Source organism: Acidobacteriota bacterium (assembly GCA_016703965.1).
Classification (GTDB): Bacteria; Acidobacteriota; Blastocatellia; order Pyrinomonadales; family Pyrinomonadaceae; genus OLB17.
The window spans coordinates 888,549-904,281 of record JADJBB010000025.1 but is presented as its reverse complement, the minus strand read 5'-3'; the positions used below and the strand labels follow the sequence as shown (position 1 = coordinate 904,281).

Below are 15,733 nucleotides of genomic sequence, written 5' to 3'. Positions count from 1 at the left end.
ATGCAAGCACAAAGAACATTGGACGAATTCAGAAACGAACCATTTACAGATTTTTCAAAGGCAGAAAATGCCGACGCGATGCGAGCGGCTCTCGCTAAGGTTAAGAGCGAGCTTGGCCGTGAATATCCTATCGTGATCAACGGCGAAAAGATCGCACTTGAACATAAGTTTAAGAGCATTAGCCCGTCAAATACTTCGGAAGTCGTCGGCGTTTTTTCGGAAGGCGATTCGGATACTTCTTTGGTCGAGAAAGCTATTGATGCGGCGACCGCGGCGTTCACAACGTGGCGAAATGTCGATCCGGCGGCTCGTGCCGAGTATCTATTTAAGGTCGCCGACATCATGCGACAGCGAAAGCACGAGCTTTCGGCTTGGATGGTTTATGAGGTATCGAAGACATGGGCCGAGGCCGACGGAGACACCGCTGAAGCGATCGATTTTTGTGAATTCTATGGCCGCGAAATGCTCAAATGGGCAGCGGAGCAGCCTATCACGCCGTATCCGGGCGAAAGAAATATCTTTGAGTACATCCCGCTCGGCGTCGGAGCTGTGATCCCGCCGTGGAACTTTCCACTCGCGATCATGGCGGGGATGACTCTGGCCGCAGTTGTATCTGGAAATACCGTGGTTCTCAAGCCTTCGTCCGATTCGCCGACGATCGCGGCAAAGTTCATGGAGATAGTAGAAGAAGTCGGTTTGCCCGCCGGCGTGGTCAACTACATCAGCGGAAGTGCCGCCACGGGCGAAGCTATGGTGACGAGCCCTAAGACGCGTTTTATTTCGTTCACAGGATCGAAGGGCGTCGGCCTTCATATTAATGAGGAGGCTGCTAAGACTAGGCCCGGCCAGATATGGATCAAACGTGTTATCGCTGAAATGGGCGGCAAGGACGCGATCGTGGTTGCCGATGATGCCGATCTTGATTCGGCAGCGACGGGTATCGTACAGGCAGCGTTCGGGTTCCAGGGACAGAAATGCTCGGCTTGTTCGCGGCTTATAGTCGACGAAAAGGTCCACGACGAGTTGGTTGAAAAAATCGTCGCTCTGACAAAGAAACTGAAGATCGGGCAGCCAACCGAAGGCGATACGAATGTCTCGGCGGTGATCAATAAGCGCTCATTCGACAATACGCTTGGTTATATCGAGAAAGCGATTGCCGAGGGTGGAACGGTTTTGACAGGCGGGAAAGGCGACGATTCGACTGGTTATTATATTGAGCCGACGATCGTTGATGATGTTGCCGCGGGCTCTACACTTGAGCAGGAAGAGGTTTTCGCACCGGTTTTGGCGGTGATCAAGGCACGCGATTACGACCACGCGATCGAAATTGCAAATGACACAGAATTCGGGCTTACTGGTGCGGTATATTCTGCATCTCAGGAACGGTTGGATCAAGCACGGCGCGATTTTCACGTGGGTAATCTTTACCTAAATCGAAAATGCACCGGAGCTTTGGTCGGTGTTCATCCGTTCGGTGGTTTCAATATGAGCGGAACTGACTCGAAGGCCGGTGGACGAGAATATTTGCTTCAGTTCATGCAGGGCAAATCGATCGCTCAAAAGATATAATTCATTGCAGAATATTGGCCTAACCATATGAAGAAAGCTTTTACAGAGATCTTCGCTCTTGCGATGGTTCTTTCGTTGTCAGGTACAACTATCCTGGCTCAAAAAAAAACGCCCGCGGCACAAAAAACGGTAAAGCCTATTGTTTTCGCGGTCTTGAACGACGGTAGTACGCTTGAGCCGATCGCTTATATAAACAAGACTAAATTTGAACAGCCCGTCGACGGTGGTGCTGCACAGAACTTGCTTGCCCCATTCCACAGGGACTATTACAAAAAAGGAACGGTGTATACACTGATCTTTGGCGGATCAACCGCGGGAACTGCTACGGTCAAGAGTGCGGATAGCAAATCTGAATGCGGCAAGAATCTCGCTACATCAACCACTAAGGCGACGAAAACTCCGCTCAAAGGATTGGTAATGGCCCTTGCCACCAATGCTCCGGTAAAATCAAAGACCAGTTTTCGTCGTAAGCCTACCTCTGCTGAAAAAGAAGAGGCGGACGGACTCGCGCGCGCTGAGTTTGCAAAGCAGAAACTTTCGCCGAAGGCGTTGAGATTTCAGAATCTGACGGCACTTGATCTCGAAAATGACGGAAGGCCCGAGTTGGTTGGTTCATATTGGGTCGAGATCGACAAGCTGACTCGCGGCCTGCTGTTTTTTATTGCAGGCAAAGGCAATAACGGCAAATATTCTATTGGATACAGTGAATACCGAAGTATCGATCAGGAAAATGTTATGAGCGGCGAGATCAAAGCCGTTGACGATGGCATATACAACGAGTTGCTGCTTGATGTATTTGATACGGATAGCGATGGCACAAGCGAGGTTTTTACGTACGTTCAATCGTTCGAGGGGGCAGGGTTCAATATTTACCGCCGGAATGGAAGCAAATGGATGAAGGCGTTCGAAGGATCGAACTACCATTGTGGCTATTAGCTTCTAAGGCGTGGATGACTCCGCAGCTATTTATGAACGGCATGTTAAATATGCCGTTCTTTCTATTTCTGAGCCTACATAAATCGATCTCAGTAAGCTAAAATTCAGATTGAAGCAGTTTTCAATGATCTAAGAGGTTTGTGCATGAAGAAATTCCGGAATACGGCTTTGTCTATTACGACAGCGATCGTTCTTGCAGCTATCGTGTCTGCTCAGGTACCCACGCAGTTTCCGGTCAAGCGGATCGAATCCGCCGTGACATGGAAACGGGACGGCTGGAATGCGTTAGAAAAAGCGAAAAAAGAGAAGCTGAGGAAAGGAAAAGCCAAGAACGTCATCCTCTTTATCGGGGATGGCATGGGTGTCTCCACGCTCACGGCTTCAAGGATATTTGAGGGGCAAATGCGCGGAGAGAGCGGTGAAGAGAACCGTCTGAGCTTTGAGGAGTTTCCGTTTTCAGCTCTTTCCAAAACCTACGGTACGAATCAACAAACCTCAGACTCTGCTCCGACAATGAGCGCCATAGTTTCGGGCGTCAAAACCGATGAAGGCGTTATTTCGGTCAATCAGAATGTTCAGCACAGCAACTACACGACGGTTGCCGGAAATGAGACCAAGACAATGCTTGAGTACGCCGAGGAGGCGGGAAAGTCGACCGGCGTCGTGTCAACAGCAAGGCTCACCCATGCAACTCCGGCGGCCTGTTACGCACATACTGCTGACCGTGATTGGGAATCCGATGCTGATATTTTTTCAAGAAGAAAGGACGCCTATGACGCTAAATTTCCCGATATAGCGAGGCAGATGCTCGAATTCAAGTTTGGCGATGGACTGGATGTGGCTCTCGGCGGCGGGCGTTCGAAATACTTGCCGAAAGAGACGGTCGATCCAGAATATCCGAACCGCAAAGGAGAACGTCTCGACGGACGCGATCTGACCAAGGAATGGACGACAAAGTACAAGGATTCTGCATTCGTATGGAACAAGCAGCAGTTCGATTCGATCGATGCAAAGAAGACGAAACATTTGCTTGGCCTTTTTGAGCCTTCGCATATGAAGTACGAACTTGATCGTCAGAAGGATGTTTCCGAAGAGCCATCGCTTTCGGAAATGACCTCCAAAGCGATCGATGTGCTTTCGAATAATAAAAAAGGTTACTTTCTGATGGTCGAAGGCGGCCGTATCGATCATGCTCATCATGATGGCAACGCAAGGCGGGCTCTGCGGGACACTGTAGCTCTTTCTGACGCGGTGCGAATGGCGGCCGGGAAGGTAAACCTGGATGAAACGCTGATCATCGTCACCGCCGATCACAGCCACACGATGTTCATCCAGGGCTATCCTATCCGAGGTAACAATATTCTTGGTCTGGTGCGTGAGGTTGATAACGACGGCAAACTCGCGGACAAAGATTCGCTAGACCGAGATAAAAAGCCGTATACCACGCTCGGATACGCCAATGGCCCTGGGGCCCGAGGAGCTGACCGACCTATATTAACTAATGAAACTGTGCTGAAGCCGGACTACAAACAGGAAGCGAACATTCCGATGTCCGCTGAAACTCACGGGGGAGAGGATGTCGCAATATTTGCTATCGGCGTTAACGCACATCTGATACGCGGTTCGATGGAAGAGAACTGGATCTTCTACGTTATGGCCGATGCGATGAGACTCGGACGCAAATGAGAATAGTTTTTATGGGAACGCCCCAAGCGGCGGTGCCTTCGCTCGCAAGATGTCTTGAGGACGGCCACGAGGTCGTTGCGGTATACACTCAGCCCGACAGGCCGTCGGGGCGTGGTAACAAGATAATATTTTCGCCAGTAAAGCAGTTTGCACTGGAGCACGGCCTTGCAGTCTTCCAGCCCGTTAAGATCAAGAGCGACGAGACGATCGCTACATTTCATTCGCATAAAGCAGATGTCGCCGTCGTCGTGGCCTACGGGCGGATCTTGCCGGAAACCTATTTGACAGCGTTTCCATTGGGTGCCATAAACGTACATTTTTCATTGCTTCCAAAATATCGAGGGGCCGCACCGGTCAATTGGGCGATTGTGAACGGCGAGCGCGAGACCGGCGTAACCACGATAAAAATGGACAGCGGCCTCGACACCGGAGATATCTTGCTCCAGCAGAATACCGAGATCGGGCCTCAGGAAAACGCGATCGATCTGATGTCCCGGCTTTCGGTCAGCGGGGCAGAATTACTTTCGGCGACACTTTCGCGGTTTGATAGTTTGGAGCCTCTAAGACAGGATCATTCGCTAGCATCACTGGCACCGATTATGAGGCGGGAAGACGGAAATATGGACTGGAACCTCGCTGCCGCGAATATTGTCGATCGCGTCAGGGGCTTCCAGCCTTTCCCAACATCATTCACGCGTTTCCGTAGTGCGAAATTAACTATTTGGCGAGCCAAAGAGCTCGCTATTGAATCTTCCGACAACCTTCTACCGGGGCAAATAGTCCATGTCCGGCCGGATAGCATCATAGTTGCTTGTGGCAAAGGCTCAATGCTCGAAATATTAGAGGTCCAGCCGGAAGGGAAAAGACGGATGTGGATAAGGGATTTTGTAAACGGTTCGCAGCCGAGAGTTGGTGAGGTTTTAGGTTCTAATGACTGAGGAAAAGAATATACAGATCATTGCGTTCTATGAGTTCAAGGATCTGCCTGCGCTGGGTGAACTCGAGGAACTTAAGGTTAGTCTGAAGGACGTTTTTCATGACCTGGGTATCCGCGGCACGATCATCCTCGCGACCGAAGGGTATAACGGGATGGTGTGCGGCATGCGGGAACAGATCGCGGCTTTTATTAGCCGGGCAGAGATGATTCTCGATACCAAACTGATCTATAAATCGTCATATAACACCGAGCCTCCGTTTCGCAAGATCGATGTCAAGATCAAGCCCGAGATCGTTACCCTTAAACTGCCGGTCGATATCTCGCTTGGCGTTGGAACCCATGTAAAACCCGAACGGTGGAACGAGATAATCTCCGATCCAGATACGATAGTCCTTGATACTCGAAACGATTACGAATACAAGACGGGCACGTTTCGCGGTGCTCTGAATCCCGAAACAGAGAAGTTTAGTGAACTGCCCAAATTTGTCGCGGAAAACCTCGATCCCCAAAAACACAAGCGTGTTGCGATGTTCTGTACCGGTGGTATTCGATGTGAAAAATTTGCGCCGTACATGAAGCAGCTTGGCTTTGAAGAAGTGTTTCAGCTTGAGGGCGGTATCTTAAAGTACCTCGAGGATACGCCGGTCGAGGAGACGATGTGGGAAGGCGAATGCTATGTTTTCGATGAGCGGATAACCGTGAATGCGAATCTTGAAAAAGGCGTGATAACAGATTTTTCACAACGGATCCAAAAGCGAAAGAAACCGGAGTATAAGATCTCAGAATGAAGATCTCGCCGGCACGTACAGCAGCTTTTGACATACTTTTTCGCATCGAGACGGAACGGGCATATTCCTCCGTACTGCTGCCCATCTATGAGGAATCACTCTCACCCTCGGACCGAGGCCTGTGCCACGAGATAACACTCGGCACTCTGCGGCATCAACTTTTCCTCGACAAATTGATCGATAAACTGGCTTTGGGCAAGAAACTTGATCTTCAAATCCGGATCGCCCTCCGCATCGCAATCTATCAGCTCAAATACCTTAATAAGATCCCCGATTACTCCGCAATAAATGAAAGCGTCAACCTCGTTCAACGGGCAAGAAAAACATCGGCTAAAGGGTTTGTAAATGCTGTTTTGAGGCGCTATTTGCGTGAGCCCGTCGAGCTTTGCTTCGAAGATCACATTGAAGAAATTTCGCTTGAAACCTCGCATCCCCGATGGCTGATCGAGAGATGGATCAAGGAATTCGGGATCGAGCAAGCCAGCGAATTTGCGGATTCCAATAATCGGATGCCTGCTGTCGCTTTCCGAATTATCGGTGAGGCAACGGAAAATGTTAATGAACTCGTCTCCCGTGCCCGAGTTTCTGATTTCGTTGATGGGTGCTACCTCGTTGACCGCTACGATCCAGATCTTCTGGAACTTGCGGAAAAAAAGAATATTTACCTCCAGGATGAAGCCTCGCAGATGACTGCGCAGGCTCAGAAAATTCCGGAGGGCGGAAGATTTCTTGATGTTTGTGCGGCTCCGGGCGGTAAGGCCACGCTCGCTGCGAAGAGATCAGGGGCTAAGGCCGGGCTTATCGTCGCTGGGGACCTTCATGGGCCGCGAGTTGAGTATCTCCGCGATAATTGCCGACGGCTCGCGGGCGATGTGATCAATGTCGTCCAATACAATGCGGAGGAAACTCTGCCATTTGCGGAGCAGAGCTTTGATGCCGTTCTCGTCGATGCTCCGTGTTCGGGAACCGGTACGATCCGGCACAATCCAGAGTTAAGATACCTGCTGACGGAGAAAGATATCGCCGAATTACCTTTGAAACAACTTTCGATCCTTAAGAATGCATCAAAATGTGTACGATCTGGCGGAGTTCTTATTTATTCGACATGTTCCGTCGAGATCGAAGAGGACGAGAATGTTTGTGCAGAGTTTAGTCTCCAAGCTCCCGGCTTCGAGTGTATCAAGCCCGACGTGAACACCAGGTTCATTACGGAGAAGGGGTTCGCCCGCACATGGCCGCAGCGTGATAATATGGACGGCTTTTTTATAGCGGCGTTCCGTAGGCTTTAGTGGCGATGGCGGCCTCGGCTCTGTTCCAAAAATCTAATAATAAATGTTAGACTAGCTTTTTGTTTTTCGGGAGATTTGCTTGTGAGTATTATCAGTTCCGGATTCTCGGCGATCGGACGGCTGGCGGCTTTGGCCGCCCTTCTGGTTGTATTTCTATTTGGGCTCGTTGGGGTCGTCTACATGTCACTTCAGGGAAGTGAGATAAAGGTTCCTGAGATCATTGGCAAGGACCTTCATGATAGCGAGAAGGAACTTGCCCTTTTAGGCCTTAAGGTCAAAAAACGCGCGGATCGGGTAAGTGCTGAGAAGCCTGATACCGTCATTGAACAATTGCCTAAGGCAGGCGAAACGGTTAAGAGCGGGCAAATGATCCTCGTTGTGACAAGTAAGGGCGGCGGTGAAGGCGATCTCCCGGCGAGCCTCAAGAATACGACTGACGAAGACGACTCTGAAAAGATCGAGGAAATGATCTCGGACAAGCCGAAGAAGCCTAAGGCGAACTCGAACACGGCGAAGAAGAAAGTAGATACGGCGAGAGACGTTAACAGCGATAGTTCGAATAGCTCTGAGACAAATTCAAACTCGACCGAGCCTGCCGCAAACAAGAAGGATCCGGCTTCGAATAACAACTCGACAGATAAACCGAATAAGAATACACAAACGCCGGCTTCGCCGAAGCCTTCGGCTCCCGGAACCAAACCTGCGGCCGTAGATACAAAGCCTAAACCAGCGATTCGGCCCTAGGGAAGCAACCGTTAACGAGGTTTTTGATACAAAATAGTAGACCAATGTTTGAAATAGCCCCGTCGATCTTATCGGCAGATTTTACAAGGCTCGCCGAGGCAATTGAGGCCGTGAAAAACGGTGGAGCCAAGGTCCTTCATGTCGACGTGATGGACGGACATTTTGTTCCGAATATCACGATCGGGCTGCCGGTGGTCAAATCTATCCGCAAAGCGACTGATCTGATCATTGATACGCACCTGATGATCTCGGAACCCGGACGATATGCCGTTGAGTTTGTTAAAGCAGGAGCCGACATGGTTTCGGTTCATGTTGAGGCTGACCAGCATTTGCAGCGGACTTTGACTGCTATTCAGGAAGCCGGAGCAAAAGCCGGCGTCGCGATCAATCCGGCGACGCCTATCGAGAGCCTCACAGAGGCGTTACCCTATGCGGACTTTGTCTTGCTAATGTCGGTAAATCCGGGGTTCGGCGGACAGAAATTTATTCCGACCATGCTCGACAAGCTAAGGCGGCTGAGGCAAATGATCCTCGATCGCGGCCTTCCGGTCCAGATCGAGATCGATGGCGGTATCGATGGCGGTAATATTGCTGAAATAGTAAGAGCTGGTGCGCAGTTTGTCGTGGCTGGAAATGCGGTTTTTGGCGGCGGGGACGCGGCGGCGGCGGTGAAGGGTCTTATTGAAAAAGGAACGGAATGGGCCTGATGCATATTAGGTTTCTTATTTACTATGGTTTTTGATCTAAAAAGAGCTACTTTTCTCTGCTTATTTGTCATTCTTGCGGTTACTTCGGCTGGTTTCGGCCAAGCACGGCCTGGCGACGGAACGGACCTGCAGCGACTCGATGTAATGCGAGATAAGCTGGATCGTTTGCGCCGGTCGCTGAACAGCGTCATTTCTGTCCTCAAAGAGGAAAACAAAGAAGATAAGGCGAAAAAAGATGACGAGAAGAAGCTCGAAACTCCGCTTGGACGGCTCGTTGCTCTAGAAAAGGACGGTTCGCGACTCAGTTCGGACGTAAACAGCCTTCGCGGAAAAGTTGATCGCGGCGAGAAGTATGAAAGGTCTGATGTTGATACGCTCGAGCAATCGGTCAATGAGTATCAGGCTCGCGCGGATACGGCTCAATTAGAAGTTGCTGCGGGACGAGCAACTCCGATCTCAACGGTTGGACAGGCCCGCGACAAGAAGAAAAAGAAGAAATTTCTTGGGATATTTGGCGGCGGCGGCAGCGACGAATACGAAGAATTGCTCGGAAGCGTTCAGGTTGGACGAGACCGTGAGTTATTTGTGGTTGCCACCCGCGAGGTCCGAAAACGCAACTATGACGTTGGACGGTTACTATTCCAAACCATCATCACAACGTATCCTGATTCGCCATATCTGCCAATGTCCAAGCTCGCGGTGGGCGATTCGTTCTATCTCGAAGGGTCCACAAGTGCCCTGATCCAGGCTATCGGAGCATATCAGGAATGGCTGACGTTTTTCCCGACGCACCCATTGTCGTGTCGGGTCATTTTAAAGATCGGTGAGGCTGAAATGCGACAGATCGGGCTTCCTGATCGTGATGCAACCCGTGCCAAGCGAGCCGAGACCCGGCTCAAAGCGATCTTTCAGCAGTGTAGCGATCCCGCGATCCTTACCGAAGCTAGAACGCGGCTGCGCCAGGTTCAGGACAACCTCGGGCTGCACAATCTTTTGATCGCAAATTATTACTATACGCTTTCCGTCGATCAGAAGAAGGGTGGGCTTAAGGGCTCACAGTCGAGATTCCGTGAGATCATTGAAAAGTATCCTGATTTTGACTTCATGGATGAGGTTCTGTACAAACTCGCGGTAACCTACCTTGTCGAGGAAGAGACCGATCAGGCGGCCCGTTATTTTCAGAGGATCGTTAGCGACTATCCGAATAGCGAATACGTTAAAAAGGCAACAGAACAGCTTGAGTTGATCGGTGCTACGGTTCCTGCGGCACATCCGGAAAGAACCAAGGTTATGCCTCCGGAAGACGTTTCGTTCTTCCAGAACTTTAAGAATCAGCTCTTTGGCGTTTACCCGATGACGATCGATAAAGACGGTGTTTTGATGACCAAGAATTTCGAAAAGGAGAAATTCGAGATGATCGACCAGATCATAGAGAATCAGGGTGACATTCTAGTCAACCAGATCCCAAAGGCATTGACTACGGTTATCAAGACTACGCCCGTGCAGCCAAAGTCCCCGATCGTCGAGACGCCGCCGGTCAAACAGCCGTAAACGGTCTATGATCATTGCCTAAACTCGTGCGAGGCTGTCTGAAAAGGCGGCCTCGATCAGTTTTTGGGGTGAAAAAAAATTGCATTCGCAAAATTGCCGTCCGAAAAGTGTGAAACGATTCACACTTTTATTAAAAAGCCCTGTTTACGGCATTACCAGGCGAAAAAAGGCTGGATCGGTCGTAGGAATATGCCCATTTGTCGGCGGTAAACTGCGTGATTGGTAGAGGATTTTGGCAGATTGGTCGAACGTTTTTGTCGCGAAACTACTTTACCAAAAATAGTCTCATCATCTCAGGATTTTCAGACATCCTCCTTTTGCGTGAACTTCTCGACGACCATAAACTTCCGCTTGGCAAATATCGATCTGCGATGACAGGCCATTCTAACATGCTACCCAGACAGAATTGCTTCTATCAATTTATTCGGATAAACGGATGAAGGTCACGGGCAAAAGAAAACACGAACCGCATTGCTGCGAGTTCGTGTTTTCGGTTTTGCTTTTACCCGACCGTTACGGAAGCGGTGACGGAGTTGGCGTCGGAAGCGGATCAGGTTGGTCGCGCTTCTTAAGCTTTGGTGGTCCGTCTGACGAAGACGATCCAGGTTCACCGTTCAGTACTGGCGATTCCGAGCCTTCGGGCTGTCGCTTTTTGAGTGTTGGTTTGCTGTCGTCGGCTTGATCATAATCGGTTTGGATCCCAGCCTTAGCGTTCGTGATCTTCATCAAGTGACCCTTCACCCGCTGAAATTCCGATGTGCTGATTATGTACTCTTCCTTCTCAGGAAAGCGAGCGACAAGACTCAGGCTCTCATCACGCCGGTCGAGAGATTGGGGATGCGATGAAAACAGCTTAGACAGCGTTCCCGGCTTTTTCTTATTCTGCGAGGCGAGCTTTTCAAACATCGTTGACATTCCATTCGGATCGTATCCCGATGCATAAAGGTATTGAACACCCAGTCTATCCGCCTCTCCTTCAGCACCGCGGCTGAACTTAAAGAACGCGAGTGCCTGTGTGATGCCCGCCGTATTCTGTAAGATTCCGCTCGCAATGCCGCCCCCAAACAGGATACCCGCCAGCATTCCGTATTGCAGCAGAGTCCCCTTGCCCTGATTTTCCATCGCGTGTCGGGCCGCAACGTGGGCGATCTCGTGGGCCATAACTCCCGCAAGTTCCGCTTCGTTATCGGCGGCGAGGATGAGTCCCTTGTTTACAAAGAAAAAACCGCCTGGAAGGGCAAATGCGTTAACTTCATCACTATCAATGACCTTAATAGTGAAGGGGATCTTGGCATCCGAATGAAGAACGACGTTCTGGCCAACGCGGTTGACGTATTCGGTGATCATCGGATCCTCGACCATTTTTGCCTGCTGCTCCACTTCGAGAGCAAGTTGACGTCCGATTTGAACTTCTTTTTCCTGCGAACCGCCAAGCCAGCCAAATAACTTGTCAGCTCCGCCGTTAATGTTGCGTTTTCCGATCTGTGATGGATCATCTTTGACCCCAAGAGCCGTCGGTCCGGATGGTGTAGGAGCTGGTTTCGCGTCCTTTTTCTTGTTGTCCTTCTTGTCGGTGTCTTTGTCCTTTGCCGCAGTTGCGTTTGCATCTGTGTCCTGGGCAAATGTCGAAACAGGAACTACTGCGATCGCACCGGTCCACACGCTAAGCACCAGCAACGAGGCTCCAAATCGACGACGAATTTCGCTTTGCATATTTCTCTCCAATCAAATATTAACGACTGCAAAAATTGTAGTCCCAAACGTAATCCAAATCAACGCCTTTAGGATGCAAGAAACGGGCAATTAGTTGCGAATAGTGCTGCTGGTGACAAAACTTTTTACAGTTCTCGAATCGAAAAGATTAGTGTTCCCATTGTTGATAAAACTTGTTAAAATGTTTTGTGCGTCAATTCGGTACGGGCGCAGCCATGGGTAGATTGTAAATTACGTGCATCGGTCGCCTGAGCTTTCTATTTCAAATATCCGTAAATTTATTAGAGCATGAAACGTGTCGTAGAAAAGGTAAAGGACATCGTGGAGATCTGTCCGTTCAAGCATCTGCATGACTTTGCCGCCGATCCGGGATTGACGCTCGCCGGATACCATTTTACAGATATTACTGCAGACCTCATGGCAAAATGGATCGGCCGTGTCGCATCGGTCAGAGCCGGCCAGGGCGGAGCGTATGCCCTCGCAGGTTTCCGGGGCGTCGGGAAGAGCCATTTTATCTCGGTTTTGAGTGCGATCATTTCACGTCCGGAACTTCGCACCCGTATTTCTGATCCGCACGTCTCATCGAGTGCGGAACGGCTTTCGCGTCGGCACGGACAGGTCGCTTTTGTTCGCCGCGGTACAGGTCCTTCCTTGCTCGACGAACTGAAACGCGCTGTCGGGGTGATCCTCGAGACGAATCCATCGACACTTAACGATTCACTATACGAGCTGCTTCTCAGAGCTTCTGAGAAGGCAGGCGATGTTCCATTGGTTCTGCTCATAGACACGGCGATGGGCCGCGACGCCCGCGTCTCCCGCGACGATGGAGCGATGCTCAGTGAGATCGCTGATGCGGCCAAAGCCCTTGGAATTTTTGTTGGTGTGGCGCTTGATGACGATATTTCAGGAGCAGACGGGCCAAATGCTTCGATATCGGCTACTTTCAACATCGATTACCTGGATCAGGAACATCTGTACAAGATAGTCGATTCGGTAATATTCACGAAATACAGCCAAAAACGAGCGGTTCTGCACGAGATCTACGAAGATTACCGCGCGGATATGCCGGGATTTCGTTGGAGCGAGCAGCGATTCACATCGCTTTATCCGCTACATCCCGCGACGGTAGAGATCGCTCCGCTGGTTCGGCTTTATATTCAGGATTTTGGGCTGCTCGGTTTTGCAGCCGAGGCTGGCGTCAAGATCATGGGCCGTCCCGCGAATTCACTTATCGGGATCGACGAGGTGTTCGACAGCGTCGAAAGCCGGCTCCGTTCCGTGCCTGATCTAGCGGACGCGTTCGTTGCCTTTGAGCGGCTCGAGCGTGAGGTAATAACAAAATTTCCCGTACAGTTCAGACATCCGGCAAAACTGATCCTGAAAGGGTTGCTGATCCTATCGCTGAATGGTGACGGTGTATCGTCGCCGGAACTCGCAGCGTCGATGATGATATCAGATGGCGACTCGCCTGATGGTACGAGATTCAACATTTCAGATCTTCTCGACGCTTTTGCCGAGGCTTTGCCAGGTGCCATCAATAAAGTTTGCCGTGACGGCATTCTGCCAAAATATTCATTCCAGCTTACTAATAAGCTTAATGTCGAGAGCCTTTTAGCAGAGGCTATTAAGTCAGTTGCAGATTCGGTTGTCTGGCGTCTCCTACTAGGGCAAACCGGTGAGAAATACTCGGATTATGACGCTGCGTCCGACTCTACGGCCTGCAATATACTATGGCGCGGTGCGACACGGCGAGGAGAATTGATCTGGCCGCCGAGTGAGAATGCCGACTCACCTTCACGTGAACGCAAGGAAAATCCAGATTGGACGATCCGCGTTGAACCTGACACTGCCGATGCAGAGCCGTCGAAAGAAAATGCGACTATCGCGTGGCGGCTTGCCAAACTTACGGCAGACGAAAAAGACGCTATTCGACGCAACTATTTGCTTCAAAATGATCCGACCATCCGAGAACAGATGGGCGAAACACTCTCGACCGCGATGCATGTCCATTCGTTGGCGATCGAGAAGATATGGCAGCGGGTCTTCTTGCTTGACAGCTATTTGACTGCTGGCGGGCTGACGTTCAAATTTACCGAAGAAGCCCGTTCGGCCTACAGTCTGACGCAGTTGATGACGATAATGCTCGGCCCGGTGTTTGAGGGCCAGTACCCGGAGCATCCTCAGTTTGCGGAACACCTCGGCCATAAACAGACCGCTGCGTTGATATCTAATTTCTTTGGCGGCTCAGACGTAAACAGCCCCGAGAGTCAGAAGCTCGCTGAATCTTTTGCATTTCCGCTCGGGCTTGCCGCTCGGGTCAACGGTGTATTTGTTCCGATATCGGCTGAGAACCTTGTCGAGAATGAAATAGTGAAAGCGGGATTTGCGGGATCTGATGCGGAAACGATGGTTCCGCTAAAAGACATCGCGATGCGTCTACAGGCACCGTCAGTTGGCCTGACGCGTGAAGCTCAGCACCTTATCCTCGCCGCACTGGTCGCTCAGAAGCAGTATGAGTTCGTCACATCGAGCGGAAACCGGATCAATCACCGATCGCTGGATCTGCAGATCATTTGGGACGATATCGTTGGTGTAGCGAAACCCCTGGATGAGTTCTATTCGCCCGAACGACTGCTTACCTGGGCAAAACTGATCACCGGTAACGCCGGGCTCAGAACACTTGACCGGAGTGAGGACCGTTTACTGATAATCGATTCACTTACCGGCTGGCTCTCAGGTTGGAATGAGAGCCGGACGCTTGCTGAATTTGACGCGCTTCCCGATGAGAATTTAAATGCAGGAATCTGGCGGACGGCTGCGAACCTTAGAAAGTCGTTCGGGGCAATGGCGGAGATCATTGATTCGTTAGTGAAAAACGATCTTTCGCTAGATAAATGTTTGCAGAGCATTGCCGATCTTTTCTCGGATTCAGAGGCAGAATATGAGAACAAGAAGGGCGATCTGCGCATCTTGCGTGATTTCACGTCGGGCGTCACACGGCGATCGGAGATAGCGACGTACCTTTCCCTTTGCGAGGATACCTGCGATGTCGAGCTCGAGTCATCACGCCAGGGCTTACTGGATACCATTAATGAGGGTAAATTCGCATCCTCAGTTGCGGGCACACAGCAGCTTGACGCCGATTGGAAGAGGTTTCGTGACGCGTATACTGACTACTACGCCGAAAAGCATGATGCGGTGATGAGGTCTGCCGTCGCAGGCGAAGCCTTGAGAGCGATCGTGAGTTCTGACGAGTGGGCTGTGTTTGAGAATTTCTCGTCGGTCTCTTGGCTCGAGAACGAATCGTTTCCACTTGCAAAATCGTTGATCCGCGAGATACGGCAACTGTACTGTAACTCAAACGTTAGAGGATCGCTGCTATCGAAACCTTTCTGTGGCTGCTCCTTTAGTCTTGCTGAAACGGAACGACTCGTTGACCTTCCATCTCTGCTGAAAGTTACCGTTGATTGTGGACTTGAAGTATTTCGTTCCAGGTTCATCGAGAACTCTAACAGACTGCTTGACGCAACTGATTCAGATGCAATGCGAACGTCGGTCAAGACAATTCTCACCAACATCAGCGAAAATCCCGAGCTTTCTAAACTAACAAGCCAGGACATGCGGATCCTGAAGATCGCTGCCCAGCGCCTATCCGAGATCACAAGCGAAGCACCCAGTATCCCTGCGTTAAGGGACGACCTACCTGACCACACCGACGATCATATGCACCTGTGGGAACAGGAAGTGAAAAAGGTCGAAGATTTTGTCAACACTGAGATCTAGAGAAAGAGCGTGCCGCATTTCGTCTGAACT

At 50.6% G+C, this 15,733-nt stretch carries 11 protein-coding genes; 10 read left to right on the top strand and 1 reads right to left on the bottom strand.

Annotated elements, in window-relative coordinates:
* The 9 genes from pruA (at position 1) to bamD (ending at position 10,207) form a co-directional block, all read left to right on the top strand.
* Positions 1-1,569 carry an L-glutamate gamma-semialdehyde dehydrogenase gene (gene pruA / locus IPG22_21635; protein MBK6590878.1) on the top strand — a complete coding sequence of 523 codons (1,569 nt, stop codon included), beginning with the start codon at positions 1-3 and terminating at the stop codon, positions 1,567-1,569.
* Positions 1,570-1,596: 27 nt separating this feature from the next.
* Complete coding sequence (locus IPG22_21630; protein MBK6590877.1) at positions 1,597-2,505, top strand: hypothetical protein; 909 nt, start codon at positions 1,597-1,599, stop codon at positions 2,503-2,505.
* A 144-nt stretch (positions 2,506-2,649) separates the two neighbouring features.
* The gene (locus IPG22_21625) at positions 2,650-4,191 is read left to right on the top strand and encodes an alkaline phosphatase (protein ID MBK6590876.1); all 1,542 of its coding nucleotides are present in this window, start codon (positions 2,650-2,652) and stop codon (positions 4,189-4,191) included.
* Complete coding sequence (locus IPG22_21620; GenBank protein MBK6590875.1) at positions 4,188-5,129, top strand: methionyl-tRNA formyltransferase; 942 nt, start codon at positions 4,188-4,190, stop codon at positions 5,127-5,129. The genes IPG22_21625 and IPG22_21620 overlap by 4 nt, the downstream gene beginning before the upstream one ends.
* Positions 5,122-5,916, top strand: coding sequence for a hypothetical protein (locus tag IPG22_21615; GenBank protein ID MBK6590874.1), 795 nt, complete (start codon positions 5,122-5,124; stop codon positions 5,914-5,916). The genes IPG22_21620 and IPG22_21615 overlap by 8 nt, the downstream gene beginning before the upstream one ends.
* On the top strand, positions 5,913-7,205 hold the full coding sequence (rsmB, locus tag IPG22_21610; protein MBK6590873.1) for a 16S rRNA (cytosine(967)-C(5))-methyltransferase RsmB: 1,293 nt from the start codon (positions 5,913-5,915) through the stop codon (positions 7,203-7,205). The genes IPG22_21615 and rsmB overlap by 4 nt, the downstream gene beginning before the upstream one ends.
* Before the next feature lie 81 nt (positions 7,206-7,286).
* Entirely contained in the window at positions 7,287-7,949 is a 663-nt protein-coding gene (locus tag IPG22_21605; GenBank protein ID MBK6590872.1) for a PASTA domain-containing protein, read from the top strand.
* A gap of 44 nt (positions 7,950-7,993) precedes the next feature.
* Positions 7,994-8,656, top strand: coding sequence for a ribulose-phosphate 3-epimerase (gene rpe, locus IPG22_21600; GenBank protein ID MBK6590871.1), 663 nt, complete (start codon positions 7,994-7,996; stop codon positions 8,654-8,656).
* Positions 8,657-8,680: 24 nt separating this feature from the next.
* The gene (bamD, locus tag IPG22_21595; protein MBK6590870.1) at positions 8,681-10,207 is read left to right on the top strand and encodes an outer membrane protein assembly factor BamD; all 1,527 of its coding nucleotides are present in this window, start codon (positions 8,681-8,683) and stop codon (positions 10,205-10,207) included.
* Positions 10,208-10,720: 513 nt separating this feature from the next.
* Here the strand turns inward: bamD and IPG22_21590 are convergent.
* Positions 10,721-11,920 (bottom strand): M48 family metalloprotease, encoded by a 1,200-nt coding sequence (locus IPG22_21590; GenBank protein ID MBK6590869.1) that lies wholly within the window; start codon positions 11,918-11,920, stop codon positions 10,721-10,723.
* A gap of 288 nt (positions 11,921-12,208) precedes the next feature.
* Between IPG22_21590 and IPG22_21585 the strand changes: the two genes are divergently transcribed.
* Positions 12,209-15,703, top strand: coding sequence for an ATP-binding protein (locus IPG22_21585; GenBank protein MBK6590868.1), 3,495 nt, complete (start codon positions 12,209-12,211; stop codon positions 15,701-15,703).
* The last annotated feature ends 30 nt before the right edge of the window (positions 15,704-15,733 follow it).

Excerpts from the sequence above, each read along its gene's own strand:
- IPG22_21620 (MBK6590875.1), top strand. The coding sequence starts at position 4,188 with ATGAGAATAGTTTTTATGGGAACGCCCCAAGCGGCGGTGCCTTCGCTC.
- IPG22_21630 (MBK6590877.1), top strand. The coding sequence starts at position 1,597 with ATGAAGAAAGCTTTTACAGAGATCTTCGCTCTTGCGATGGTTCTTTCG.
- IPG22_21615 (MBK6590874.1), top strand. The coding sequence starts at position 5,122 with ATGACTGAGGAAAAGAATATACAGATCATTGCGTTCTATGAGTTCAAG.
- IPG22_21585 (MBK6590868.1), top strand. The coding sequence starts at position 12,209 with ATGAAACGTGTCGTAGAAAAGGTAAAGGACATCGTGGAGATCTGTCCG.
- bamD (MBK6590870.1), top strand. The coding sequence starts at position 8,681 with ATGGTTTTTGATCTAAAAAGAGCTACTTTTCTCTGCTTATTTGTCATT.
- rpe (MBK6590871.1), top strand. The coding sequence starts at position 7,994 with ATGTTTGAAATAGCCCCGTCGATCTTATCGGCAGATTTTACAAGGCTC.
- IPG22_21590 (MBK6590869.1), bottom strand. The coding sequence starts at position 11,920 with ATGCAAAGCGAAATTCGTCGTCGATTTGGAGCCTCGTTGCTGGTGCTT.
- rsmB (MBK6590873.1), top strand. The coding sequence starts at position 5,913 with ATGAAGATCTCGCCGGCACGTACAGCAGCTTTTGACATACTTTTTCGC.
- IPG22_21625 (MBK6590876.1), top strand. The coding sequence starts at position 2,650 with ATGAAGAAATTCCGGAATACGGCTTTGTCTATTACGACAGCGATCGTT.
- pruA (MBK6590878.1), top strand. The coding sequence starts at position 1 with ATGCAAGCACAAAGAACATTGGACGAATTCAGAAACGAACCATTTACA.